General features: G+C 71.5%; 22 protein-coding genes. 13 read left to right on the top strand and 9 right to left on the bottom strand.

Annotated elements, in window-relative coordinates:
• Positions 1 to 4: 4 nt before the first annotated feature.
• The 4 genes from mtrB (at position 5) to hpf (ending at position 4,896) form a co-directional block, all read left to right on the top strand.
• Positions 5 to 1,714, top strand: coding sequence for an MtrAB system histidine kinase MtrB (mtrB, locus tag ABC304_RS16760; RefSeq protein ID WP_412932512.1), 1,710 nt, complete (start codon positions 5 to 7; stop codon positions 1,712 to 1,714).
• A gap of 14 nt (positions 1,715 to 1,728) precedes the next feature.
• Positions 1,729 to 3,381, top strand: a complete 1,653-nt coding sequence (locus tag ABC304_RS16755; protein ID WP_412932510.1) for an LpqB family beta-propeller domain-containing protein — start codon at positions 1,729 to 1,731, stop codon at positions 3,379 to 3,381.
• 97 nt (positions 3,382 to 3,478) lie between these two features.
• Entirely contained in the window at positions 3,479 to 4,138 is a 660-nt protein-coding gene (locus ABC304_RS16750) for a ComF family protein (protein WP_412932508.1), read from the top strand.
• A 92-nt stretch (positions 4,139 to 4,230) separates the two neighbouring features.
• Positions 4,231 to 4,896: a ribosome hibernation-promoting factor, HPF/YfiA family gene (gene hpf, locus ABC304_RS16745; protein WP_412932506.1), complete on the top strand. Its 666-nt coding sequence runs from the start codon at positions 4,231 to 4,233 to the stop codon at positions 4,894 to 4,896.
• A 57-nt stretch (positions 4,897 to 4,953) separates the two neighbouring features.
• Here the strand turns inward: hpf and ABC304_RS16740 are convergent, their stop codons facing one another.
• The 3 genes from ABC304_RS16740 to ABC304_RS16730 all read right to left on the bottom strand — a co-directional run bounded on the left by ABC304_RS16740 (position 4,954) and on the right by ABC304_RS16730 (position 8,873).
• Positions 4,954 to 6,279 (bottom strand): hypothetical protein, encoded by a 1,326-nt coding sequence (locus ABC304_RS16740; RefSeq protein ID WP_412932505.1) that lies wholly within the window; start codon positions 6,277 to 6,279, stop codon positions 4,954 to 4,956.
• Positions 6,280 to 6,431: 152 nt separating this feature from the next.
• Entirely contained in the window at positions 6,432 to 8,228 is a 1,797-nt protein-coding gene (locus tag ABC304_RS16735) for a DEAD/DEAH box helicase (RefSeq protein WP_412932503.1), read from the bottom strand.
• Between the two features lie 54 nt (positions 8,229 to 8,282).
• Positions 8,283 to 8,873 carry a PadR family transcriptional regulator gene (locus ABC304_RS16730; RefSeq protein ID WP_412932501.1) on the bottom strand — a complete coding sequence of 197 codons (591 nt, stop codon included), beginning with the start codon at positions 8,871 to 8,873 and terminating at the stop codon, positions 8,283 to 8,285.
• 244 nt (positions 8,874 to 9,117) lie between these two features.
• Between ABC304_RS16730 and secA the strand changes: the two genes are divergently transcribed.
• Together secA and ABC304_RS16720 are read left to right on the top strand one after the other, a co-directional pair.
• Positions 9,118 to 11,931 carry a preprotein translocase subunit SecA gene (gene secA, locus ABC304_RS16725; RefSeq protein ID WP_412932499.1) on the top strand — a complete coding sequence of 938 codons (2,814 nt, stop codon included), beginning with the start codon at positions 9,118 to 9,120 and terminating at the stop codon, positions 11,929 to 11,931.
• Between the two features lie 81 nt (positions 11,932 to 12,012).
• The gene (locus tag ABC304_RS16720) at positions 12,013 to 13,239 is read left to right on the top strand and encodes a pyridoxal phosphate-dependent aminotransferase (protein WP_412932497.1); all 1,227 of its coding nucleotides are present in this window, start codon (positions 12,013 to 12,015) and stop codon (positions 13,237 to 13,239) included.
• Positions 13,240 to 13,314: 75 nt separating this feature from the next.
• Here the strand turns inward: ABC304_RS16720 and ABC304_RS16715 are convergent, their stop codons facing one another.
• Positions 13,315 to 13,755 carry an Rv3235 family protein gene (locus tag ABC304_RS16715; RefSeq protein ID WP_127094918.1) on the bottom strand — a complete coding sequence of 147 codons (441 nt, stop codon included), beginning with the start codon at positions 13,753 to 13,755 and terminating at the stop codon, positions 13,315 to 13,317.
• 164 nt (positions 13,756 to 13,919) lie between these two features.
• On the opposite strand from ABC304_RS16715, the gene ABC304_RS16710 reads away from it, so the two are divergent.
• The gene (locus ABC304_RS16710) at positions 13,920 to 14,525 is read left to right on the top strand and encodes a hypothetical protein (RefSeq protein WP_412932494.1); all 606 of its coding nucleotides are present in this window, start codon (positions 13,920 to 13,922) and stop codon (positions 14,523 to 14,525) included.
• A 323-nt stretch (positions 14,526 to 14,848) separates the two neighbouring features.
• Here ABC304_RS16710 and ABC304_RS16705 read toward each other — a convergent pair whose 3' ends face one another.
• Positions 14,849 to 15,130, bottom strand: a complete 282-nt coding sequence (locus ABC304_RS16705; RefSeq protein WP_412932492.1) for a helix-turn-helix domain-containing protein — start codon at positions 15,128 to 15,130, stop codon at positions 14,849 to 14,851.
• 98 nt (positions 15,131 to 15,228) lie between these two features.
• On the opposite strand from ABC304_RS16705, the gene ABC304_RS16700 reads away from it, so the two are divergent.
• The 3 genes from ABC304_RS16700 to ABC304_RS16690 are packed head-to-tail and all read left to right on the top strand — an operon-like array spanning position 15,229 to position 18,690.
• Complete coding sequence (locus ABC304_RS16700) at positions 15,229 to 15,858, top strand: SAF domain-containing protein (protein WP_412932490.1); 630 nt, start codon at positions 15,229 to 15,231, stop codon at positions 15,856 to 15,858.
• A complete protein-coding gene (locus ABC304_RS16695; RefSeq protein WP_412932488.1) occupies positions 15,855 to 17,162 on the top strand; it encodes a CpaE/TadZ family protein in 1,308 nt (435 codons plus the stop codon). The genes ABC304_RS16700 and ABC304_RS16695 overlap by 4 nt, the downstream gene beginning before the upstream one ends.
• Before the next feature lie 37 nt (positions 17,163 to 17,199).
• Positions 17,200 to 18,690, top strand: coding sequence for a sensor histidine kinase (locus tag ABC304_RS16690; RefSeq protein WP_412932486.1), 1,491 nt, complete (start codon positions 17,200 to 17,202; stop codon positions 18,688 to 18,690).
• Between the two features lie 81 nt (positions 18,691 to 18,771).
• Here the strand turns inward: ABC304_RS16690 and ABC304_RS16685 are convergent, their stop codons facing one another.
• The gene (locus tag ABC304_RS16685) at positions 18,772 to 19,020 is read right to left on the bottom strand and encodes a WhiB family transcriptional regulator (protein ID WP_127094923.1); all 249 of its coding nucleotides are present in this window, start codon (positions 19,018 to 19,020) and stop codon (positions 18,772 to 18,774) included.
• A 243-nt stretch (positions 19,021 to 19,263) separates the two neighbouring features.
• Here ABC304_RS16685 and ABC304_RS16680 point away from each other — a divergent pair, with 243 nt between their 5' ends.
• Positions 19,264 to 19,644 carry a histidine kinase gene (locus ABC304_RS16680; RefSeq protein WP_412932484.1) on the top strand — a complete coding sequence of 127 codons (381 nt, stop codon included), beginning with the start codon at positions 19,264 to 19,266 and terminating at the stop codon, positions 19,642 to 19,644.
• Between the two features lie 55 nt (positions 19,645 to 19,699).
• On the opposite strand, the gene bcp is transcribed toward ABC304_RS16680, so the two are convergent.
• Genes bcp through aroA form a run of 3 tightly spaced genes read right to left on the bottom strand, consistent with a single transcriptional unit; the run spans position 19,700 to position 22,665 of the window.
• Positions 19,700 to 20,170, bottom strand: a complete 471-nt coding sequence (gene bcp / locus ABC304_RS16675; protein WP_412932483.1) for a thioredoxin-dependent thiol peroxidase — start codon at positions 20,168 to 20,170, stop codon at positions 19,700 to 19,702.
• Positions 20,171 to 20,179: 9 nt separating this feature from the next.
• Positions 20,180 to 21,262: a ribosome small subunit-dependent GTPase A gene (gene rsgA, locus ABC304_RS16670; RefSeq protein WP_412932481.1), complete on the bottom strand. Its 1,083-nt coding sequence runs from the start codon at positions 21,260 to 21,262 to the stop codon at positions 20,180 to 20,182.
• Positions 21,259 to 22,665, bottom strand: a complete 1,407-nt coding sequence (gene aroA, locus ABC304_RS16665) for a 3-phosphoshikimate 1-carboxyvinyltransferase (protein ID WP_412932480.1) — start codon at positions 22,663 to 22,665, stop codon at positions 21,259 to 21,261. Before aroA ends, rsgA begins: the two co-directional genes overlap by 4 nt.
• Positions 22,666 to 22,776: 111 nt before the next feature.
• On the opposite strand from aroA, the gene ABC304_RS16660 reads away from it, so the two are divergent.
• Positions 22,777 to 23,391, top strand: coding sequence for a sigma-70 family RNA polymerase sigma factor (locus tag ABC304_RS16660; protein ID WP_412932478.1), 615 nt, complete (start codon positions 22,777 to 22,779; stop codon positions 23,389 to 23,391).
• Positions 23,388 to 23,630, top strand: a complete 243-nt coding sequence (locus ABC304_RS16655) for a zf-HC2 domain-containing protein (RefSeq protein WP_412932477.1) — start codon at positions 23,388 to 23,390, stop codon at positions 23,628 to 23,630. Before ABC304_RS16660 ends, ABC304_RS16655 begins: the two co-directional genes overlap by 4 nt.
• Positions 23,631 to 23,711: the final 81 nt, after the last annotated feature.

Below are 23,711 nucleotides of genomic sequence, written 5' to 3'. Positions count from 1 at the left end.
CGCCGTGACCGGCGCGCGAGGGGCGGGCGCGGCATCCCGCGCGTCGCTCTCGGCGTGGCGCGACTGGCGATCGTGGCCCGAGAGCCTGAGCTCGCTGTGGCGCCGCTCGCTCCGCTTCCGCACCATCCTGGTCACCCTCGCCCTCACGGCGCTGACGATCCTCGTGGCGTGCGTGTGGATGGGCCTGGCCGTGCAGAACGACCTCTTCACCTCGCGCAAGGACCAGGTGCTCACCTACGCCGCACGCGCGACGGAGGCCGCCCAGCTCACGCTCGACAACGCCGTGGTGGAGGGCGACCCGGTGCAGCTGGAGACGCTCCTGAACACCGTCGCGCGTCAGCTCAGCCAGCAGTCCTCGAGCGATTCGTTCGCGGTGACGCGCATCGCGGACGGACCCTCCCCGATCGCTCCACCCGACATCTTCTCCGGCGCCCTGTCGGTGGAGGAGAACGACCTCGTCTCCGACGGTCTGCGCACGGCCGTGCGCGGCAAGTCCGATGCCCAGTGGTGGCAGTCGGTCTCCCTCCCGACGGCCGACGGCACCGCCGTCCCCGGCATCGTCGTCGGTCAGCAGCTGCAGGTGCCCGAGGTCGGCGCCTACGAGCTGTACCTCGCGTACGACCTCGGCAGCGCCCCGCAGACCCTCGGATTCATCCAGGGCACGCTCTGGGTCGTCGGGGTGGCGCTCATCCTCCTCGTGGGCGCCATCTCCTGGTTCGTGCTGCGGTCTGTGACGACCCCGATCGGGGAGGCGGCCGACACCAGCGCCAAACTGGCCGCCGGCGAACTCGGCGTGCGCCTGCCCGTGCGCGGGGAGGACGAGCTGGCCACCCTCGGCCGATCGTTCAACGCCATGGCCGACAGCATCGAGTCGCAGATCAAGGAGCTGGCAGAGCTCTCGCTCGTGCAGCAGAGGTTCGTCTCCGACGTCTCGCACGAGCTGCGCACGCCGCTGACGACCATCCGCCTCGCCGCCGACATGATCAACGACCGTCGCGACGAGTTCGACCCCGCCACCGCCCGTGCGGCCGAGCTGCTCAACGCCCAGGTGCAGCGCTTCGAGACGCTGCTGACCGATCTGCTCGAGATCAGCCGCTACGACGCAGGCTCGGTGCAGCTCGAGCTCGAGCCCACGAGCCTCGCGCACCTCGCCGAGGACGTCATCGCATCGATGAGCACCCTCGCCGAGCAGCACGGCAGCGATGTGCGGCTCGTCGCCCCCGGCGGATACTCCCCGGTCGACATGGACCCCCGGCGCGTACGTCGCATCGTGCGCAACCTCCTCGGCAACGCCATCGAGCACGGCGAGGGGCGCCCCATCGTCGTCACCGTCGACAGCAATCAGGCCGCCGTCGCGCTCTCCGTGCGCGACTTCGGCCTCGGCATGACCGCGGTCGACGTCGAGCGCGTCTTCGACCGCTTCTGGCGGGCGGACCCCTCGCGCAAGCGCACGATCGGCGGCACGGGTCTCGGCCTGTCGATCGCGCTCGGCGACGCCAAGCTGCACAACGGCGAGCTCACCGTGTGGTCCGAGCTCGGGCGCGGCACGAACTTCCTGCTCGCGCTGCCCCGCACCGCCGGGCGCGCACCAGACCCGTCGCCGCTGTCGGCGGACGAGGGCCACGACAGTCCCGCCGCGATCGACGCCCTCGGCCTCACGCAGCCGATCGTGCTGCCGGTGATCGACGCCCCGGCGACCGGAGGGCGGCAGTGATGAGACTCAGACGGATGCTGGGGGCAACGGTGGCCCTGACGATCGCCCTCGCGCTCGCCGCCTGCTCCGGGCTGCCGATGACCAGCCCCGTGATGCCGGGTCGTGCGCCGGGCTCGGCGCAGGAGGTCCCCGATTTCGTCCTGCGTCCGGACAGCCCCCAGCGCGGGGCGACGCCGCAGGAGATCGTGGAGGGGTTCATCCGGGCGGGCTCCGGGCCCGCCGGGGGCTGGGCGGTCGCCCGCGAATACCTCACGCCCGAGGCATCCTGGAATCCGCTCGGCGGCGTCACCATCGACGAGGGCGAGCGCGCGTACACCGACGCCGGCCTCGGCGGCGTCACCCTCGCGCTGACGCAGATCGCCGGCGTCGACGCGAGCGGGGCGTACTCGGTGGCCGACCTCGGGTCGGCGCTGCTCGACTTCCGGCTCGAGCAGCGCGACGGGGAATGGCGCATCAGCCAGGCGCCCGACGGCGTCGTGCTCAACCAGAACGTGTTCGCCAACGTCTACAAGCGCTATCAGCTGATGTTCTTCGACGACTCCTGGTCGACGCTCGTGCCCGACCTGCGCTGGTTCCCGACGACGAACGCGGCGGCCCGCGTGACAGACGCCCTCGTGGACGGTCCCAGTCCGTGGCTCGCCGCCTCGGTGCGCACCGCGATCCCCGACAACGTGACGCCGCCGGGCTCCGTGCCGGCGGTCTCCGGGGTGGCGCAGGTCGAGCTCGGCCCCGACGTCGTGTCGCTCGACCAGGACACCCTCGACCGCATGCAGACCCAGTTCGAGACGAGTCTCGCGCTGGCGGGGGTCACGGAGGTGCAGATGACCGTGGGGGGCACGCCCCTCGAGGCCGAGCGCCTGCAGAAGACCGCGACCGGCGTCGACGCGCGGGCGCTCGCGCTCACCGACGCGGGCTTCGGCTTCCTCACGAGTGGCGCGCTGGAGCCCATCGCCGGCCTGTCCGACGCCATCACCGGTCTGTCGTCCACGCCGCTGGCGATCCAGGTCTCGCCGACACAGGATGCCGCGGCCGTGCGACTCGACGACGGCACCGTCGTGCGCGTGCCGGCCGACGGCCCCGTCTCCGACATCGACCGGCGGCCCGGGATGATCGATCCGACTATCGATCGGTACGGCTGGATCTGGACGGTTCCCCGCGACAGTCCGACGTCGATCCTGGCGACCTCGCCCGACGGCGAGCAGGTGAGCATCACCAACGGCTGGGGCGGGGCGACGGCGGTGACCGCGATGGTCGCGTCGCGAGACGGCACGCGGATCGCGGCGCTCGTGGAGAGCGGCGGTCGCACCTTCGTCTGGGTCAAGGGCATCATCCGGCAGTCGGACGGCACACCCGCCGCTCTGGGCGTGGAGCTCGAGCTGGCATCGCCGGCCGGCCAGGGCACAGGTCTCACGTGGCTCGACGACGCGACCGTGGGCGCCCTCGTCCTCGGCGCCGACGGACCGGCGACCCTCGAGCAGCCGGTCGGTGGACCCGGCTCGACCGTGGCCGCCCCGATCGGCGTCAGCTCCATCTCCGGCTCCAACCAGACCACGACGGTCCGCCTGCGCGGCGACGACGGAGCGCTCTACGTGCGTCGCGGCACGAACTGGAACCAGACGGCGTCGGGCGTCCTCGTCCTCGCGACGCAGCAGGGCGCCGGCCGCTGAGCCGAGGCGGTCCTCCACAGCGACCTCCTTCGGCGCACCGGTCACCGATCCGCTCACCGACCACGCCGACGGCTCGCGGGCGGGGGATGCTGGCCGGATGCCCTTCCCGCCGGTCGTCCGTCTCGCACTGGAGGATGCGCTCGCCCTCCTGCTGCCCGTCGAGTGCGCGGGGTGCGACGGGCCCGACACGGCTCTCTGCGACGACTGCCGCGGGGCGCTGGCTCCCGCGCCGACGCTGCGGATGCACGACGGCGTACCCGTCTGGAGCGGGCTGCCCTTCGAGGGGGTGCCGGCCCGCGTGCTGCGGGCGCTGAAGGAGGAGGGGCGGACGGGTCTCGCCCCCGCGCTAGCGCCGGCGCTGGCAGCCGCCGTCCGCGCGCTCGACGACGATGCGCTGCTGGTGCCGCTGCCCACGTCACGCGCCTCGATGCGCCGGCGCGGCTACCGGGTCGTCGACCTCGTCGCTCTCCGCGGCGGCCTCCGGCTCACCCGTCTGCTCTCGCCGGCGCGCGCGACGGCCGATCAACGCGGCCTGGGCGTCGACGAGCGGGCGCGCAACGTCGCGGGCAGTCTCCGGGCGCGAGGCGGAGCCGGAGCACGGGTGATCGTGCTCGACGACGTCGTCACCACGGGGGCGACGCTGGCCGAAGCCGTCCGCGCACTCCGACACGCCGGGGCCGAGATCGCCGGATGCGCCACGATCGCCGCCACCGCGCGCCACAACGCCCGCGGTCGACGTCGCAGGGTCAATCCATAGATGACACCCGGTGCCCCCGCGACTAGCGTGGGGGGACACAAGGCGACTGACGGTCCGCCCTTGACCCGGCGGACCGGACCAAGGAGGTCATGATGGAAACCAGCATCGTCGGCGTAGGCGTAGGGATCACCGATCGATTCCGCACTGTCGTCGAAGAGAAGGCCGTCCGCATAGAGCACCTCGCGCCACGGGCGCAGACCCTGGAGATCAAGGTCACGCACCGCTCGTATCGCAATAACCGCATCGACGATGAGACCGTCGAGCTCACGTTGACCGGCAAGGGCCCGATCGTCCGGGCGGAGGCCGTCGACGGCGACAAGTTCTGCGCCCTCGACCTCGCCGTCGACAAGATGGCGGAGCAGCTGCGCCGGGCGAAGGACAAGCGCGTCGACGCCCGCAACCACCCGCGCGGCGCCCACTTCGAGAAGGGCACCGGGCAGCTGGAGGGCATCGACGTCGAACCGGCCTCCGTCGAGGTGCTGCGCGCCGTCGCCACCGGCTCGGTGCCGGTGGTCACCGCGGGCGAAGAGGAGGCCGACTACACGCCGGTCGTCATCCGCACCAAGAACTTCGACGCCGAATGGATGACCGTCGAGGAGGCCGTCGACCGGATGGAGCTGGTCGGCCACGACTTCTTCCTGTTCATCGACGCTCGCAGCGATCACCCGAGCGTCGTCTATCGGCGCAAGGGCTGGGACTACGGCGTCATCTCGCTGACGGCGCAGGCGCCGCCGGTCGAGGAGCAGCTCGCGTCCTGACGCGCAACGCAAGAGGGAGGGATGCCGCGGCATCCCTCCCTCTTCTCGTTCAGGTCGTCAGTCGAAGAGCCCGCCGAGGAGGCTGCCGATCACGACGCCGCCGAGGATGCCGCCCATCCCGCCGCCGCCCATGCCGCCCCCCATGCCGCCGCCCTGCGGGCCTCCCCAGCCACCGGGACCCTGCTGCGGACGCGAGGAGTCGATGTCGCGCTGGGCGAGCTGCAGGGCCTCGCTCGCGAGCATGCCGGCACGGCGGGCCATCTGGAGGGCGGGCTCCATCGAATCCTCGTCGCCCGACAGGCCCTCCATGTCGAGGCGCACGCGCTCGGCTTCGGCCAGCCGGGTGCGGGCGTCGGCGCCGATCCAGCCGCGGTGTCCCGCGATGACGCTGCGGGCCACCGCGATCTGCCGGTCGGCGTCGTCGACGGCGTGCCGGATCTGCTCGACGGTCGGGAGCGGCCGGGCCGCGCGCTCGCGCGCCTTCGCGATCGCCACGTCGAGGGCGGTGTTGGCTTCGCGCAGCTGCGTCAGCTCGTGGAAGGGATCCGCCTTCGCGCTCGCGGGGGAGAGGGCTGCCAGCGCCTTCTCCAGCGCGGCGGTCGCCTCCTGCACGGCGGGGGTGCGCGGGGCGTCGCGCGCGGCGACGAGGTCTCCGCGCGAATCGGCCACCACGTCGGCGAGCGTGGACTGCGCGCGCAGCGCTTCGACCTCGAAGTCGTCGACCGCGTCGAAGAGCGATGCCGCGCGGCGCACGGCCTCGGTGGCGGTCTCCAGGGCGATCAGCGCCTGGTCGCGCTGGCCGGCCTCGCGACGGCGCTCGGAGACGGCGGCGCCGTGCTCGGCGAAGTCCAGCAGCTGCTCTGCCTCGTCGGCGTTGGCCGCCACGGTGTTCACCGCGTTCTCGCTGTACCGCTCCCGGACGCGGGCGATGACCGCGCGGACGTCGGGAAGGCGCTCGCGCAGACGCTCGGCATCGGCGCGGACGCCGGCGAGGATCTCCGGAGCGCGACGCACGGTGGCGATGCGCGCCTCGAGCGCCTCGGTCTTCTGCTCGAGCAGGTCGTTCGCCCACTCGCAGAGCTGCACGATCCGCGCGTTGCGGGTGACGAGCTCCTCGCGCGTGTCGGGGATCTCGTCGTGGTTCAGCTGATGCAGGTGGAAGGCCTCGGCCATGTGGGTGCGCACCGCGGTGAGCGCCTCGCGGAGCTCGGCCGTGGCGGCGACGCCCAGCTCCGCCTCGGCGAAGGACAGCTCGTCGGTGGTCAGCCGGATGCGCTCGTCGGCCTCGACGAGCGCGCTCTGCGCGCGACGGTCGAGGTCGGCATCCTGCGCGTCCTGCTGCGCCTGCTCTTCACGTCGTCGTCTGCCCCAGAAACCGGCCATAGCTCGATCCTAGATTCCGCTGCGACACCGGCTCGACCGGTTCGCCCTGAGCGCAGGCCGGTCGCCTCGCGGCCGCCGCACCGAGGCGCGGGGTGGTCGCTTCGCAGCGGCGGCGCCGAGGCGTGGGGCGGCCGCGGCGACCGCCCGACCGCTCAGTCGCGGTGACGGGGCTTGCGCGGCGCGCGGTCGTCGCGGTCGGAGCGCGCGTCGCGGTCGTACCCGCCTCGGCTTCCGCCGTCGGTGCGCGAGCGACCGGGGCCGCCGGTGTCGAGGCGGAGCTGGATGAGCTGACCGGAGATGCGGGTTCCCGACAGCTTGTCGAGGGTCGCGGCGGGCAGGTCGGCGGGCAGCTCGACGAGCGAGAAGTCGGGCCGGATCTGGATGGCGCCGAAGTCGCCGCGGCCGAGGCCGCCCTCGTTCGCGAGCGCGCCCACGATCTGGCGCGGCTCGACCCGCTGACGCTTGCCGACCGCGATGCGGTAGGTAGCCATGGGTCCGCCGTTGCCGCGCGGGCGGCGCTCGGGGCGCTCGCCGCGGGTGTCGCCGTCGGTGCGGCGCGGGCGCTCCTCGCGGGGAGCGGGCTCCGGGTCGGCCTCGAGCAGCAGCGGCGAGTCGCCCTGGGCGACGACGGCCAGGGCGGCCGCGACATCCACCTCGGGCACGTCGTGGTTGCGGACGTAGTGGGCGATGATGTCGCGGAAGCGATCGATGCGGGCGCTCTGCGCCAGGGCTGCAGTGATGCCGTCGTCGAAGCGCGAGAGCCGCGTGACGTTGACCTCGTCGACGCTGGGCAGCTTCATCTCGGTGAGCTCCTGGCGCGTGGCGCGCTCGATCGCCTTCACCAGACCGCGCTCGCGCGGAGTGACGAAGCTGATGGCGTCGCCCGAGCGGCCGGCGCGGCCGGTGCGTCCCACGCGGTGCACGTACGACTCGGTGTCGGTCGGGATGTCGAAGTTGACGACGTGGGAGATGCGGTCGACGTCGAGGCCTCTGGCCGCGACATCCGTCGCCACCAGGATGTCGAGCTTGCCCGACTTCAGCTGATTGACGGTGCGCTCGCGCTGCGCCTGCGCCACGTCGCCGTTGATGGCGGCAGCGGAGTAGCCGCGGGCGCGGAGCTTCTCGGCGATCTCCTCGGTGACGCTCTTCGTGCGGCCGAAGATGATCATGCCCTCGAAGTTCTCGACCTCGAGGATGCGGGTGAGCGCGTCCATCTTCTGCTGCCAGGCGACGATGAGGTAACGCTGGGTGATGCTCGCGGAGGTCGTGGTCTTGGTCTTGACCGTGATCTCCTCCGGGTCGCGCAGGTACTGCTGCGACATCCGGCGGATCGAGGCGGGCATGGTCGCCGAGAACAGCGCGACCTGCTTGGTGTCGGGGGTGTCGGCGAGGATCGTCTCGACGTCCTCGGCGAAGCCCATCTTCAGCATCTCGTCGGCCTCGTCGAGCACGAGGTACTTCAGCTCCGACAGGTCGAGCGTGCCCTTGTCGAGGTGATCCATGATGCGACCGGGCGTGCCGACCACCACGTGGACGCCGCGGCGGAGCGCCGACAGCTGCACGCCGTAGCCCTGACCGCCGTAGACGGGGAGCACGTGGACGCCGCGGGTGTGCGACGCGTACTTCTCGAACGCCTCGCAGACCTGCAGCGCGAGCTCGCGCGTGGGAGCGAGCACCAGGGCCTGCGGCGTCTTCTGCGTCAGGTCGAGCCGGTCGAGGATCGGAAGGGCGAAGGCCGCGGTCTTGCCCGTGCCGGTCTGCGCGAGACCCACGACGTCGCGGCCGGACAGCAGCGTCGGAATGGTGGCCGCCTGGATCGCGGAGGGCGTCTCGTAGCCGACATCGCGCAGCGACTTGAGGACGGCTTCACCCAGCCCCAGATCTGCGAAGGTCAGGGATGCGGGCTCGGTGGACGTCTCGGCTGCTGCGGGGTACTCGGTTTCAGACACAGTTAAGGGTAGTGGGTGGCGGCTGTGAGACCACAGGATGCCGCGGCGTCCTGCTCAGGCCACCGCCGGACGCGCCGGCCGACCTCGCCGGGGACGCTCGGTGGACAGCGCCAGAGACAGAGCCTGTCCGGGATGCTGCGCCAGCCGCCGCTCGGTGTGGTCCAGCCAGCGCACCTCAGCCTCGGCCGCGAAGATCATCGAGTCGACCACGAGCGACCGGGCGAGCTCCTCGGGTCCGTTCGCGGGGAGACCGGCGGCCGCCCTCAGGGCGCGGAGATGCGTCGCGGAGGACTCACGCTGGATGTCGATGATCGTCGACACGTCGACCCCGGGGAGAGTGGAGGCGACGGCGAGCTTCACGGCGAGCTCGTCGCGGGTGGCGCCCACGCGCACCACCGGCGCGGCGAGCCACTCGCGGACGGCGGCGGATCCGGCATCCGTGATCTCCCAGAAGACGTGCCCCTGCTCGTCGACCTCGCCCTTCTCCACCAGCCCGTCGCGCTCCAGCCGGTCGAGCGTGTTGTAGATCTGCCCGACGTTCAGCGGCCAGGTCGACCCGGTGCGCCGGTCGAACTCCGCTCGCAGCTGATAGCCGTAGCACGGCCCCTGGTCGAGGATGGCGAGCAGGCTCTGGCGGACGGACACGGGCACACCATACCGGGTATGTACATACGCGGTATCGATTCCGCGCCCCGCGCGCCCCCGCTCGGCGCATCAGCCGATGGGGCAGGGAAGCGCGCCGCGACGGCGGTGCTCCCGAGCACGCCGCCCAGCGCGCTCCAAGGTCACGGCCCGATAACATGAAGGGATGTGTCTGCGGTCCTCCGGGGCCGGGCACGGCGGGCGGTCCGCGAACCGGAGCGCCGCACCCGACAGATGGAGATCGTCCGTGGCAAATCCGCTCGAGAAACTGCTTCGCGCCGGTGAGGGCAGGATCCTGCGCCGCCTGCAGCAGGTCGTCAAGGCCGTCAACGCGCTCGAAGAGGACTACACCCAGCTCACCGACGAGGAGCTGCGCAGCGAGACCGCCGAGCTGCGCGCCCGCTACGAGGCCGGAGCGACACTCGATCAGCTGATGCCGGAGGCCTTCGCCGCCGTCCGCGAGGCCGCCAAGCGCACCCTCGGCCAGCGCCCCTACGACGTGCAGATCATGGGCGGTGCCGCCCTGCACCTGGGCAACATCGCCGAGATGAAGACCGGTGAGGGCAAGACGCTCACCGGTGCCTTCCCCGTGTACCTCAACGCCATCGCCGGCAAGGGCGTCCACGTCATCACGGTCAACGACTTCCTCGCGTCGTACCAGTCCGAGCTCATGGGTCGCATCTACCGCGCCCTCGGCATGATCAACGGCACGATCGTGTCGGGTCAGACCCCCGAGGTGCGCCGCCAGCAGTACGAGGCGGACATCACCTACGGCACGAACAACGAGTTCGGCTTCGACTACCTCCGCGACAACATGGCGTGGCGCAAGGAGGACCTCGTGCAGCGCGGTCACTTCTTCGCGATCGTCGACGAGGTCGACTCGATCCTCATCGACGAGGCCCGCACCCCGCTGATCATCTCGGGTCCCTCGTCGGGAGAGGCGAACCGCTGGTTCGCCGAGTTCGCGAAGATCGCGAAGACGCTCGAGCCCGGCGTCGACTATGAGGTCGACGAGAAGAAGCGCACCATCGGCGTGCTGGAGCCCGGCATCGAGAAGGTCGAGGACTATCTCGGCATCGACAACCTGTACGAGTCCGCGAACACGCCGCTCATCTCGTTCCTCAACAACTCGATCAAGGCCCTCGCCCTGTTCAAGCGCGACACCGACTACGTCGTGATGAACGACGAGGTCATGATCGTCGACGAGCACACCGGCCGCATCCTCGTCGGGCGCCGCTACAACGAGGGCATCCACCAGGCGATCGAGGCGAAGGAGGCCGTGCCGGTCAAGGCCGAGAACCAGACCCTCGCCACCGTCACGCTGCAGAACTACTTCCGCCTCTACGAGAAGCTCGCCGGCATGACCGGTACGGCCGAGACCGAGGCCGCGGAGTTCATGTCCACCTACCAGCTGGGCGTTGTGCCGATCCCGACGAACAAGCCCATGATCCGCAAGGACCAGTCCGACCTCGTCTACAAGAACGAGCAGGCGAAATTCACACAGGTCGTCGAGGATATCGCCGCCCGGCACGCCGAGGGCCAGCCGGTGCTCGTGGGCACGGTGAGCGTCGAGAAGAGCGAGCTGCTCTCCCGCATGCTCGCCAAGAAGGGCATCAAGCACGAGGTGCTCAACGCCAAGAACCACGCCCGCGAGGCTGAGATCGTCGCCCGCGCGGGCCGTCTGGGCGCCGTCACCGTCGCGACCAACATGGCCGGCCGCGGTACCGACATCATGCTCGGCGGCAACGCCGAGTTCCTCGCCGTGCAGGAGATGAAGGCGAAGGGCCTCGATCCGGTCGAGACGCCCGAGGAGTACGAGAACGAGTGGGATGCCGTCTATCAGGGCACCCGCGACACGGTGGCCGAGGAGGCGTCCAAGGTCGTCGAAGCCGGCGGTCTCTACGTGCTCGGCACCGAGCGCCACGAGTCGCGCCGCATCGACAACCAGCTGCGCGGACGCTCGGGCCGTCAGGGCGACCCGGGTGAGAGCCGGTTCTACCTGTCGCTCACCGACGACCTGATGCGGCTCTTCCAGTCGGGCGCGGCCGAGGCGATCCTCTCCCGCACGAACTTCCCCGACGACGTCGCCATCGAATCCAGCATGGTCTCGCGCGCGATCAAGAGCGCGCAGTCGCAGGTCGAGGGCCGCAACGCCGAGATCCGCAAGAACGTCCTCAAGTACGACGACGTGCTCAACCGTCAGCGCGAGGCGATCTACTCCGACCGACGCCACATCCTCGAGGGCGATGACATCGCCGACCGGGTGCAGCACTTCATCGAGGACGCGATCAACGCCGTCATCGACGACCACACCGGCTCCGGTCACACCGAGAGCTGGGACTTCGACGCGCTGTGGACCGAGCTCAAGACGCTCTACCCCGTGAGCGTCACGATCGACGAGGTCGTCGCGGAGGCCGGCAATAAGGGGCGCATCACGCCCGCCGTGCTCAAGCGCGAGATCCTCTCCGACGCGAAGATCGCGTACGCGACGCGCGAGGAGTCCCTCGGCGAGTCGGCGACGCGCGAGCTCGAGCGTCGCGTCGTGCTCCAGGTGCTCGACCGCCGCTGGCGCGACCACCTCTACGAGATGGACTACCTCAAGGACGGCATCGGCCTGCGTGCCATGGCGCAGCGCGACCCGCTGATCGAGTACCAGCGCGAGGGCTTCACCATGTTCCAGGCCATGATGGGCCAGATCAAGGAGGAGTCGGTCGGCTACCTCTACAACCTCGAGGTCGAGGTGCGCCGCGGCGACGCGGACGCCGTCGCCCAGGTCGAGGCCAAGGGTCTGGGCGCCGCGCCCGTCGAGGGTCAGAAGCTCGAGTATTCGGCGCCCAACGACGCCGGCGAGGTCGAGGTGCGCAACGATCGTGGTCAGGTGCAGCAGGCGGCGACCAACCGCGTGCGCAACGCCGCGGCCGCGGCATCCGCCGCCTCTGCTCCTGCGGCGCCCGCCGCCGTCGCCGAGGCTCCCCGGGGTGCCTTCGGTCAGCGCACCGACGGCGGTGCGCCGGCCGGCGCGAACCGCGCGGACCGTCGCGCCGCCGACAAGAAGAAGTAGTCCCGGCCGCGGTCCCGGCCGCGTGCGCCGCAGGCCAGAAGTGGACCATTGGCCGCGCCGGGCCGGGCGTATTCTGAACCGATGAGCCCGCTGCGCACTCTCGACCAGTCGTCGAAGCTGAAGGACGTCCTCTACGAGATCCGCGGTCAGGCCCTCGTCGAGGCCGGGCGCCTCGAGGCCGAGGGCCACACCATCCTCAAGCTGAACACGGGCAATCCGGCCGCGTTCGGGTTCGAGGCGCCGTTCCAGATCGTGCGCGACATGATCGAGGCGATCCCGCAGGCGCACGGGTACAGCGAGAGCCGCGGCATCATGTCGGCCCGTCGCGCGGTGGTGTACCGCTACGAGCAGACCCCGGGCTTCCCGAAGGTCGATCCCGACGACGTGTTCCTCGGCAACGGGGTCTCCGAGCTCATCACCATGACCATGCAGGCGCTGCTCGATGAGGGCGACGAGGTGCTCATCCCCGCGCCGGACTACCCGCTGTGGACGGCGATGACCAGCCTCGGCGGTGGGACGCCCCTGCACTACGTCTGCGATGAGCGCAACGGCTGGCAGCCCGACATCGAGGACATCCGCTCGCGGATCACGCCGCGCACGAAGGCGATCGTCGTCATCAACCCCAACAACCCGACGGGCGCGGTGTACTCGCGGGAGGTCCTGGAGCAGATCGTCGAGGTGGCGCGCGAGCACTCGCTCCTCCTCCTGGCCGACGAGATCTACGACCGCATCCTGTTCGACGGCGCCGAGCACATCCCGCTGGCGACCCTGGCCCCCGACCTGCTGTGCCTCACCTTCAACGGGCTCTCCAAGACCTACCGGGTGGCCGGCTACCGCTCCGGATGGATGGTGATCACGGGACCGAAGGCGCACGCCGCGGGATTCCTCGAGGGCATCAACCTGCTCGCCTCGACGCGCCTGTGCCCGAACGTCCCCGCGCAGCACGCGGTCCAGGCGGCGCTGTCGGGCGTGCAGTCGATCGACTCCCTCATCGCCCCGATGGGCCGTCTCCACGAGCAGCGGGATGCCGCGTGGGAGGGTCTGGAGAAGATCCCCGGTGTCTCGTGCGTACGGCCGGAGGGGGCGCTCTACGCCTTCCCCCGCCTCGACCCCGAGATCTACGAGATCCATGACGACGCGAAGCTGGTCTACGACTTCCTGGTGGCGGAGCATGTGCTGCTCGTGCAGGGGACGGGCTTCAACTGGCCCGATCCCGACCACCTGCGGATCGTCACGCTGCCCGAGGCACGCGTGCTGACGCAGGCGGTCGAGCGGCTGGGCAACTTCCTGTCCTCGTACAAGCAGTAGCGCTGCCGGCGGGCAGCTGGATGGTGGCGAACGGGTCGGTCACGACGCTGGGGCCGACCCGTTCGCACGTCTTCGTCAGAGCAGGGCGAGCGAGGTGGCCCGCCAGCGGCGGTCCATGCCCTCCGCCCGGAGCGCCACGGCGCGGGTGCGGGCGGGCCCGCTGACGATGATGACGGCCTCCACGACACCGTCGGCGGGGGACGAGTGGTGCACCGAGAGGATCGTGTGCACCGGCCGGGTCGCTGGCACGCCCCGGGCACTCCGCGCGCGGGCCGCGAGGTTGGCGCGCGTGAGGAGCGCGCGATAGGAGTCCTCGGTCATCCAGCGGGCGAGCTGGTCGACCTCGCGCACTCCGGCCAGCACCTCGAGCACGCCCCGGGTCAGATTGGTCAGGAACGGCTCGGGATCCGGCAGCGACTCGGTGGACGTGCGCTGCGGGGCGAAGAACTCCGAGAGCTCCATCGCCCCCAGGTGTCGCGGGGCCGTCCTCGCGGTGCTCGCCGGCGTCGGTGCCATCGGATCGTCTCCCCGCGGTGTCTCGGTTCTCGTCACGGGGTGTCGCGGAATGACACCTCTCGTGTCGTGAAAGTGAACCACAGGGCGAACTCTCAGGAAACAGGTGCGAGCCGTCTGTGGATAACTCGTGACCGACCCGTGACCTTCTGCCCTAGCCTCCGAGGGTGCGCTGGGATCGCTTCTTCGAAGACCTCGAGGATCAGCTCGCCTCGGAGTGGGAAGCGGAGCGCGCCGCCCTCGACACCGAGGCGGAACGGCTGCGCCTCGCGCGCGTCGGTCTCCGCGAACGACTCGTCGCGGCGGCCGACCGGGAACCCGGGGGCGCATCGCCGTCTGTCGAGTTCGCCGACGGCACGACGGTGAACGCCGCCATCACCGGCGTCGGCGCCGACTGGGTGGCGCTGGATCCCGGAACCCGCACCGGCGCGATCCTCGCACCGATGGCATCCCTCCTCTCGATCGGCATGCCGCACGCCGACCTGCTCCGCTCCGCGCGCCCGGCGTCGGCGCGCGGCTCCTCGCTGGCGGAGCGGATGACCCTCGGCTTCGTGCTGCGCGACGTGGCGCGCCGCCGGCTGCCGGTGACGGCGCACCTCGTCGGCGGCCGGGCGCTCACGGGCACGATCGACCGCGCGGCCGCGGATCACTTCGACATCGCGCTCCACGAGGCGGGCGCCGCTCGGCGCGCCGAATCGGTCAGCGGTCATCGGCTGGTGCCGTTCACCGCGCTGGCCTGGCTGCGCATCGAGAGCGCGGCCGCGATCCTCTGACGCCCGGCGCGGTCCGGGATCGGGGGAGACGCCCGCGCAGACGACCGGCGCGCAGCTTCGTCCTCGCTCACCTGACGCTCACCGCGGCATTCGGTGTTTCATTCCTGCGGGAAGCGTCATCCGGACGGCAGCGCGGGCCCGGCGGCGCAGCATCCGATCCGCTCAGGTGACGCGTGTGGCTATGTGCCGCGGCTCATTCCCGCAGGGAGCGTCAATCGAACACGCGGGATCGTTCAGGCGAGGCATGACGAGACGCGCGCATGAGTCGTCGCGCAAGCGAGGCGAGACGCGGGCGATGACGCGTCGCGAAAACCGACGACGGCTCAGTCCGCGTTGCGGATGACGCCGGTGCCCCACAGCTCGGGGAAGCTCGCCGCATTCGACTGGCGCCACAGCGCCATGCGACGTGCCTCCTCGGCCTGGTCGTCGACGTACTCGCCGACGCTGGCCTCTTCGACACGCCACTGCGCCGGCGATCCGACGCGCATGCCGCGCAGACGCCCCTCGGTGATGAGATCCACGACCTCGTCGACCGTCACCCCCAGCACCTCTGCCACCTGGGCCGGGGCGAGCAGGCGCACGTCGGAGGTCGGCGCGTCAGGCATGTCCTCATTATCGCCGGACCCGCACGGCCCCGGCCCGCTGCGACACCCGTTGTGGATAACGCCGGATGCCCCCTGACCGTCTGAGCGACGATGGTCGCATGAGCGCAACCGAACCCGGCCGCCGCCGCCCGCGCGGCTTCTGGAGCGACACCCGCTTCTTCCTCGGCGTCGTGCTGGTCATCGCCTCGGTGGCGGGCGTGTGGTTCGTCGTCTCGGCCGCGCGCCAGACCTCGCCGGTCTACGCGGCCACGCGCACCATCGTGCCGGGCGAGGCGGTCGGCGCCGACGACCTGCGCGCGGTGGACGTCGCGCTCGGCACGCTCGGCGATGCCTACCTGCCCGCGGAGGCGCTCTCCGACGGACTGGTGGCGACGCGCACCATCCCCACGGGTGAGCTCGTCGCGCGGAGCGCGGTCGGCGACGCCGGCGCGTCGACGCTCACCACCGTCGTCCTGCGCAGCGCCGTCGACGTGCCGGCCGCCGTCGAGGCGGGGACGGTGGTCGAGGTGTGGTCGGCTCCGCTCAAGGAGCGCGGCGTCTACGACACGCCGCGCATCCTGGTCGCCGACGCGACCGTCGTGTCGGTCACCCGTGACGACTCGATGATCGGCGGCGGAGCGGCGACGCTCGAGGTCGTCATCCCGCGCTCCGACGTGCCGGCGACGCTGACGGCCATGTCCGACGAGTCGGCACTGTCGGTGGTGCCCTCGGCGGGCGGCGCGCGATGAGGGTCTTCGTCGCGGTCGATCCGCCGCGCGGCCGGGCGCTGGAGGACGATCTGGTGCGCGAGGGAGCCGAGGTGACCGGCGGATCGGACGCCGCCACGCTCGCGGCACTGGCGGCCGACACGCTCGTCGGCGGCCGAGGCGACGCCGTGGTCGACGTCGACGCGCTCACCGCCGCCGTGCGCGACGCCGACATCCTCGTGCTGCAGGCCGATCGCACCACCTTGACCGCCGACACCGTCGCGCTCTGCGATCGTCTGGGCGTGCGCATCGTGCCGCTCTGCGCGACGGAGTCCGACGAACGTCTCGGCGCAGCCTTCGGCCTCGGCCCCATGCTGCCGCCGGACGCGGCGGCGTGGCAGGTGCTCGAGGCGGCGGCCCGGGTGCCGCATCCGATCGACGTGACGCCGCGCGCCGCGCTCCCCGGGGTGATCGCGGTGTGGGGCCCCGCGGGCGCGCCCGGACGCTCGACGATCGCGGTGGAGCTCGCCGTGGAGCTGGCACGCGGCGGCCGGCACGTCGCCCTCGTCGACGCGGACACCCACGCACCCTCCCTCGCCCTCTCGCTGGGGCTGGCCGATGAGGGCCCGGGCTTCGCCGCGGCGTGCCGGCAGAGCGAGCTGGGCGGACTCGACGCCCGCGAGCTGACCCGGATCAGCATCCCGCTCTCCTCCGGCGGCGTCGACGTCCTCGCGGGCATCAACCGCCCGTCCCGCTGGCCCGAGCTCAGCGAGTCGCGCGTCGCCGGAGCGCTCGCGGTGTGCCGCACCTGGGCGGAGCACACCGTCGTCGACGTGTCGTCGTCGCTGGAGCGCGACGAGGAGATCGTGAGCGACCTCGACGGACCGCGCCGCAATGCGGCCACGCTCGCCGCTCTGCGCTCCGCCGATCTCGTCGTCGCGGTCGCATCCGCCGACCCGGTCGGCATCGCCCGCTTCCTCCGCGGCTACACCGAGCTGCGAGCCACCGTCGGCACGACGCGGGTCGCGGTGGTGGCGAACAAGCTGCGGCCCGGCGTGCTCGGCATCGACGCGCGCGGGCAGGTGCGGCGCGCGCTCGACCGCTTCGGCGGCATCGAGGACGTGTGGTTCCTCCCGATGGACCCGCGATCGGTGGATGCCGCGACCCTGGCCGCCCGCCCGATCGCCGACGTCTCTCCGCGGTCGCCGCTCTCCGCCGCCGTCCGGCGGTTCGTCGGCGAGGCGGTGGTGCCGCCGCGCACGGCGGGGGAGACCCGGGAGCGGCGAGGCTCACGGGAGCCGAGCATCACCGCGTCGCGGACCCGCCGGAGCCGCCGCGCGGCATGAGCGGGCGCGGCGATCACCGCCCGCCTAGGCTGGGAGCATGTCGACCCTCAGCGACCTCGTCTACGCCCAGGGGCGCTCCCGCGACGCCGATGTGGAGTGGCTGCACCGCCTCGCCGGTGACGGCCAGCTGCTCGCCGACCTCGCCTTCGCCGACATCGTGCTGTGGGTGCCGACGGCGGACGACTCCTACATCGCCGTGGCCCACGCGCGCCCGAGCGGCGCCGCGACGCTCTTCTACCGCGACATCGTCGGCGACCGCGTGCGGCCGCAGTGGCGCACGCAGGTGCACGAGGCCTTCCAATCCGGCACGATCGTCGACTCCGCCTCGCCCGACTGGTTCGAGGAGACCCCCACGCGCGTGCGCGCCGTGCCGATCGTCCGCCAGTTCCCGCACGGCGGCTCGCCGATCCCGATCGGGGTAATGACGCGGCACACCAACCTCGGCGAGACGCGCACACCGTCCCGGCAGCAGATCACCTTCAACGACTGCGCGGACGAGCTGTTCGGCATGATCGCGTCCGCCGACTTCCCCGATCTCGCGGCGCCGACGGCTCCGCGCCGCGGAGCGCCCCGCGCCTCTGATGGGCTCATCCGCCTCGACGTGGACGGCATCACCACGTTCGCCAGCCCGAACGCGCTGTCGGCCTTCAACCGCATGGGCTTCGACGACGAGCTCGAGGGGGAGGCGCTCGTGGAGGTCACCACGCGCATCATCCCCGAGAAGCGGCAGTTCGACGAATCGCTGCCGCTGGTGGTCACGGGCCGGGCGCCCTGGCGTGCCGACATCGAGGCCCGTGGTGTCGCGGTGTCGCTGCGCACCATTCCGCTCAAGCACCGGGGCCAGCGCATCGGGGCGATCGTGCTCTGCCGCGACGTCACCGAGATCCGCCATCAGGAGCAGGAGCTCATCACCAAGGACGCGACGATCCGCGAGATCCACCACCGCGTCAAGAACAACCTGCAGACGGTGGCCTCGCTGCTGCGCATTCAGGCGCGCCGCTCGCACTCCGACGAGGCGCGCGAGGCGCTCACGCAGGCCATGCGCCGCGTCTCGGCGATCGCCGTCGTGCACGACACGCTCTCGGAGGGCCTCGCGCAGAACGTGAACTTCGACGAGGTCTTCGCGCGGGTCATGAAGCTCGTGGCCGAGGTCGCCGCCTCGCCGACGACCCACGCGCGCACGCGCTCGACGGGGAAGTTCGGCACGCTGCCCAGCGAGTACGCCACGCCCCTGGCGCTCGCCCTCACCGAGCTCGTCACCAACGCCGTCGAGCACGGGCTCGCCGGCCAGGAGGGCGACGTCGAGATCATCGCCGACCGCACCGACGACCGCCTCGAGGTGCGTGTGCGAGACACGGGCGTCGGTCTCCCCGAGGGTCAGGTCGGCCGCGGTCTGGGCACGCAGATCGTGCGCACCCTGATCCAGGGCGAGCTCAGCGGCACCATCGACTGGCACACCATCATGGGCAGCGGCACCGAGGTGACCATCGACATCCCGATGCGCTACATCGCACGGTCGTCGAACTGAGAGGAGAGGGGATGCCGCGGCATCCCCTCTCCTCTCAGGCGAATCCTGACTGCGCCGGCAGCCGGACGGAGGAACCCGTCGTCAGCTGGCGCGGCGGGCGCGAGCGGCGCGACGCTTGAGCGCGCGACGCTCGTCTTCGGAGAGTCCGCCCCACACACCGGAGTCCTGGCCGCTCTCGAGGGCATACTGCAGGCAGACCTCGGTGACGGTGCACCGGGCGCAGACGGACTTCGCCTTGTCGATCTGGTCGACCGCCGGGCCGGTGTTCCCTACGGGGAAGAACAGCTCGGGGTCTACGGTCAGGCAGGCCGCTTTGTCGCGCCAATCCATGGTGATGCTCCTCGGAACGAGTCGGGGTCGAAGTTCAGGGTCCGGTAACGGTCCGGTACCCTGTGGGTGTGCGAGCGAACGCTCGCCCCACTTCGCTGTGGGAGCACACGGCTTGTTCAAGCCTCCCATACCATATGGGCGGAATCAAGAGATGTCTCGCAGGTTTCGTGTAGGTGCACGCTCCGACGGCCGTCGAGCGGCGTGATTCCGCGGCCGACGCCGCGAAGAAGGAGATCGACCGCGATGACGACAAACCCCTTCGCGCGCATCGCCGCCGGCCTTCTCGCGCTCGAAGCGGGGGCGATCATCGTGCTCCTCGTGCAGCAGGTGCTCGCCCTGCTCGCCGGCGACGTGGAGTCGGCCGAGAGCGCGATCGCCCTGACCGTCCTGACCGCGGTCGGCGCAGCGGCGGTCGCCGCCTTCGCCGTCGCGACATGGCGCGGTCAGTCATGGGGACGCTCGGGCGGCATCGTCACGCAGGCGCTGATCGCGGCCGTCGCGCTCGGCGCGGCGACGGGGGCGTTCGCCCACCCCGTGATCGGGCTCGCCCTCGCGGCGCCCGCGATCGTCACCTTCGTGATGCTCGTGCTCGCGGCGCGGCGCGCGGGCGCCGACCGCCGCTAGAGCGCGACTCGGCGGCGACCCGTCGAGCGAGCCCGCGTGACTGCGGCGAGGGGGCTCAGGCGCCGATGAGGCTGCGGATGCGCTCGACGTGCCCGGTGGCCTTGACGTTGTAGAGCGCGTGCTCGACGCGCCCGTCCTCGTCGATGATGACCGTGGAGCGGATGACTCCCTCGTAGGTCTTCCCGTAGTTCTTCTTCTCGCCCCACGCGGCGTACGCCTCGAGCACGGCGTGGTCCTCGTCGCTGAGGAGGTCGAAGGTGAGGCCGTCGCGGTCGCGGAACTCGCTGAGCTTCGCAGGGGAGTCGGGCGAAACGCCGAGCACGGTGTACCCGGCCGACTGCAGGCTCGACAGGTTGTCGCGGAAGTCACAGGCCTGGGTGGTGCAGCCGGGCGTCATGGCCGCGGGGTAGAAGTAGAGGATGACGCGGCCGCCGCGCAGGTCGTGCAGCGAGACGTCGTCGCCGTCCTGGTTCTTCAGCGTGAAATCGGGTGCCTCGCCGCCGGGGGCGAGCCGCGTGTTCGTCATGGCTCCAGCCTAGGAGTGCCGGCCGTTGTCGGTCGCGAAGGTGGCCAGCAGCCGCTGGAGCGAGTCGAGGCGCGCCGCCCCGTGCGGGCCGGCGCGGCCCTCCTCGACGGCTTCCACGATGGCGCAGTCGGGGGCGTCCGGCAGGTGGGTGCATCCACGCGGGCAGTCCTCGGCGATCTCGGCGAGGTCGGTGAAAGCCCGGAGGATGTTGTCGGTGTCGACGTGCCCGAGGCCGAAGGAGCGCACACCGGGAGTGTCGATGACCCACCCGCTGCCGCCGTGCCCGTCGTCGTAACGCAGCGACACCGTCGACGAGGAGGTGTGGCGCCCGCGGCCCGTGACGGTGTTGACGTGCCCGGTCGCGCGGGAGGCCGACGGCACCAGCGCGTTCACCAGGGTCGACTTGCCGACGCCGGAGTGTCCGACGAAGACGGTCGAGTGCCCGACGAGGGCGGCGCCGATCTCCTCGATCGGCATCTCCTCGTCGCCGCCGTCGCGGCGGGCGCTGGTGAACACCTGGAGGTCTTCGAGTCCGGCGAAGTGGCTCAGGAACTCGGTCGGATCGGCGAGGTCGGTCTTCGTCACCACCATGAGGGGCCGCACGCCCGCGTCGAGGGCTGCGATCAGGTAGCGGTCGACGAGGCGCTCGCGCGGCTCGGGGTCTGCGGCGGCGACCACCACGAGCATCTGGTCGGCGTTCGCGACGATGATGCGCTCGACCTGATCGGTGTCGTCGGCGCTGCGGCGCAGCAGCGAGGAGCGCTCCTCGATGCCCACGATCCGCGCCAGCGTGCCGTCGTCGCCCGTCGTGTCTCCGACGATGCGCGCCCGGTCGCCGGTCACGATCGCGATCTTGCGGAGCTCCCGCGCGCGGGAGGCGAGCACCTGGTGCTCCTCCGGACCGCCCTCGTCGACCAGGACGGTGTAGCGGCCGCGGTCCACGCCGAGCACGCGGGCGATGCGGGCGTCGGCGTGGGCGGGGCGTCGCTTCGTGCGCGGCCGGTTCGCCTTCGGGTTCGGACGCACCCGGATGCTGCTCTCGTCGTACGCGGAGTCGTCCTCGTCGTCGTCGACGTCATCGAGCCAGCTCACGCGGGGGCATCCTCCGCATGAGGCGCGGCCGACCGCGACGCGGTGCCCGCGGCATCCGCGTGTCCGTTGTCGTGCGCGCCCTCGACGAGCCCCTGCCACAGCTCGGGGAACTCGGGGAGGGTCTTGGCGGTCGTGCCGATGTCGTCGATCTCGACGCCCGGGACCGCGAGGCCGAGGAGCGCGCCGGTCGTCGCCATGCGGTGATCGCCGTGCGCGTGCCAGGTGCCGCCGTGCAGCGGACGCGGAACGATGCGGATGCCGTCCTCGAGCTCATGCGCCTCGCCGCCGAGTCCGCGCAGCTCGCCGATGAGTGCGGCGATGCGATCGGTCTCGTGACCGCGGATGTGCCCGATGCCGTAGAGCGTGGTCGGCGCGTCGGCGAAGGCGGCGAGGGCGAAGATCGTCGGGGTGAGCTCGCCCGCGGCGGACAGGTCGAGGTCGACGCCGCCGATGCCGGTGCCGCCCGTGACGATCAGGGCGCCGCCGCGACGCGAGACCCGGGCGCCCATCAGGGACAGGATGTCGCCGAGCATGGCGCCCGGCTGTGTCGAGTGCACGGGCCAGCCGGTGATGGACACGGTGCCGCCGGCGATCATCGCGGCCGCCAGGAACGGCGCGGCGTTGGAGAGATCGGGTTCGATCGCGATGTCCTTCGCGCGCAACGGCCCGGCCGGCACGACCCATTCGCCGGGCGCGGGGCGCTCGACGTGCACGCCGCGGTGGCCGAGCGACTCGATGGTCATGTCGATATGCGGCTGGCTGGGCAGGCGGGCGCCGGAGTGGATCAGGTGGAGTCCCACGTCGAAGCGCGGCGCAGCCAGCAGCAGCCCGGAGACGAACTGGCTCGACGCGCTCGCGTCGATCGTCACCTCGCCGCCGCGCGTGTGCCCGCGGCCGCGGACGGTGAAGGGGAGCGACCAGTGGCCGCCGTCGTCGATGTCGACGCCGACGTCGCGCAGGGCCTTGATCATCGCGCCCATCGGGCGGTGCAGCGCGCTCTCGTGCGCGGTCAGGGTGACGTCGCCCCGGGCGAAGCCCGCGAGTCCGGCGACGAAGCGCATCACGGTGCCCGCCTGCCCGCAGTCGATCTCGGTGCCGCCGCGGAGCGGCCACGCGGGCGTGACTTCGAGGTCGTCGCCGAAGTGCCCGCTGCCCTCGAGCCGCTCGATGCCCACGCCGAGCGCCTGCAGCGCCTCGATCATGCGCGCGGAGTCATCGGAGTGCAGGGGGGCCGACAGGATGCTGGGACCTTCCGCCAGCGCGGCGAGGATCAGCTCGCGATTGGTGAGCGATTTCGACCCCGGAACGGCCAGAGCGGCCCGCAGCGGACCGTCGGCGACGGGGGCCGACCAGCGGCCTCGCGGACGAGGTCCGCCGTCGTGGGAATACCGATCCGCGTTCATCGGGTTCTACCCTACTGAACCGCATCGGAACACCCAGGAGGGGGAGCAGTGCACACCGTGCTCGAACGACCCACCCTGGCCGGGCGGGGCTCCGACGTAGACTGGCGCCTGATGGACGAGGACGCACAGACCACGGCGGATCCCAGCGCGCAGTTCGAAGAGCAGGCGCTGCCCTTCATGGATCAGCTCTACGCCGCCGCGATGCGGATGACCCGCAACCCGGCGGACGCCGCCGACCTCGTGCAGGAGACCTTCGTCAAGGCGTTCGCCTCGTGGAAGACCTTCACGCAGGGGACGAACCTCAAGGCGTGGCTGTACCGCATCCTCACTAACACCTACATCAACACGTATCGCAAGAAGCAGCGCGAGCCCTATCAGGGCACGATCGACGAGCTCGAGGACTGGCAGCTCGGCGGGGCCGAGTCCACGACCGCGACCAGCTCGCGGTCGGCGGAGGCCGAGGCGATCGATCACATGCCGGCATCCGTCGTGAAAGACGCGCTGCAGGCCATCCCGGAGGACTTCCGGCTGGCGGTGTACCTCGCGGACGTCGAGGGCTTCGCCTACCAGGAGATCGCCGACATCATGAAAACCCCCATCGGCACGGTCATGAGCCGCCTGCACCGTGGCAGGCGTCTGCTTCGCGACCTTCTCGCCGACTACGCGCGTGAGCGCGGCATCAGTGCCGCCTCCGCGGGACAGACAACGACGGGAGCAGAGAGATGAGCGACTGCGGCTGCGACAAGGCCAAGCGCGACCTGGAGGAGTACCTCCGCAACGAGGTCTGCAAGACGAGCCACCAGGACATCTCGGCGCATCTGGAGAACTGCCCCACCTGCCGCGACGAGGCCCTTGTCGCCCGCACGCTGACCGACGTGGTCGCGCGCGCCTGCAAGGAGAGCGCGCCCGAGGAACTCCGCGAGCAGGTGCTCTCGCGCCTCCGCGCCGCCCAGACCACGCACTGACGGCGGGATGCCGCGGCCTGACGACATAGCGGGCGCACAGCCGTCCCGCGGTGGCCGCCCAGCGCCACGGCTCTAGGATCG

Source organism: Microbacterium jepli (assembly GCF_047237905.1).
In the GTDB taxonomy this organism is placed as follows: domain Bacteria; phylum Actinomycetota; class Actinomycetes; order Actinomycetales; family Microbacteriaceae; genus Microbacterium.
The sequence above is the reverse complement of the archived record's forward strand: the minus strand, read 5'-3'. Positions and strand labels throughout refer to the sequence as shown.

What these genes read in the sequence shown, in the direction of transcription:
- bcp (WP_412932483.1), bottom strand. Translation starts at nt 20,170, where the DNA reads ATGACGAACACGCGGCTCGCCCCCGGCGGCGAGGCACCCGATTTCACG.
- ABC304_RS16750 (WP_412932508.1), top strand. Translation starts at nt 3,479, where the DNA reads ATGCCCTTCCCGCCGGTCGTCCGTCTCGCACTGGAGGATGCGCTCGCC.
- ABC304_RS16660 (WP_412932478.1), top strand. Translation starts at nt 22,777, where the DNA reads ATGGACGAGGACGCACAGACCACGGCGGATCCCAGCGCGCAGTTCGAA.
- ABC304_RS16655 (WP_412932477.1), top strand. Translation starts at nt 23,388, where the DNA reads ATGAGCGACTGCGGCTGCGACAAGGCCAAGCGCGACCTGGAGGAGTAC.
- ABC304_RS16700 (WP_412932490.1), top strand. Translation starts at nt 15,229, where the DNA reads ATGAGCGCAACCGAACCCGGCCGCCGCCGCCCGCGCGGCTTCTGGAGC.
- aroA (WP_412932480.1), bottom strand. Translation starts at nt 22,665, where the DNA reads ATGAACGCGGATCGGTATTCCCACGACGGCGGACCTCGTCCGCGAGGC.
- ABC304_RS16715 (WP_127094918.1), bottom strand. Translation starts at nt 13,755, where the DNA reads ATGGCACCGACGCCGGCGAGCACCGCGAGGACGGCCCCGCGACACCTG.
- ABC304_RS16680 (WP_412932484.1), top strand. Translation starts at nt 19,264, where the DNA reads ATGACGACAAACCCCTTCGCGCGCATCGCCGCCGGCCTTCTCGCGCTC.
- ABC304_RS16685 (WP_127094923.1), bottom strand. Translation starts at nt 19,020, where the DNA reads ATGGATTGGCGCGACAAAGCGGCCTGCCTGACCGTAGACCCCGAGCTG.
- ABC304_RS16740 (WP_412932505.1), bottom strand. Translation starts at nt 6,279, where the DNA reads ATGGCCGGTTTCTGGGGCAGACGACGACGTGAAGAGCAGGCGCAGCAG.
- ABC304_RS16755 (WP_412932510.1), top strand. Translation starts at nt 1,729, where the DNA reads ATGCTGGGGGCAACGGTGGCCCTGACGATCGCCCTCGCGCTCGCCGCC.
- hpf (WP_412932506.1), top strand. Translation starts at nt 4,231, where the DNA reads ATGGAAACCAGCATCGTCGGCGTAGGCGTAGGGATCACCGATCGATTC.
- ABC304_RS16690 (WP_412932486.1), top strand. Translation starts at nt 17,200, where the DNA reads ATGTCGACCCTCAGCGACCTCGTCTACGCCCAGGGGCGCTCCCGCGAC.
- ABC304_RS16720 (WP_412932497.1), top strand. Translation starts at nt 12,013, where the DNA reads ATGAGCCCGCTGCGCACTCTCGACCAGTCGTCGAAGCTGAAGGACGTC.
- ABC304_RS16695 (WP_412932488.1), top strand. Translation starts at nt 15,855, where the DNA reads ATGAGGGTCTTCGTCGCGGTCGATCCGCCGCGCGGCCGGGCGCTGGAG.
- ABC304_RS16705 (WP_412932492.1), bottom strand. Translation starts at nt 15,130, where the DNA reads ATGCCTGACGCGCCGACCTCCGACGTGCGCCTGCTCGCCCCGGCCCAG.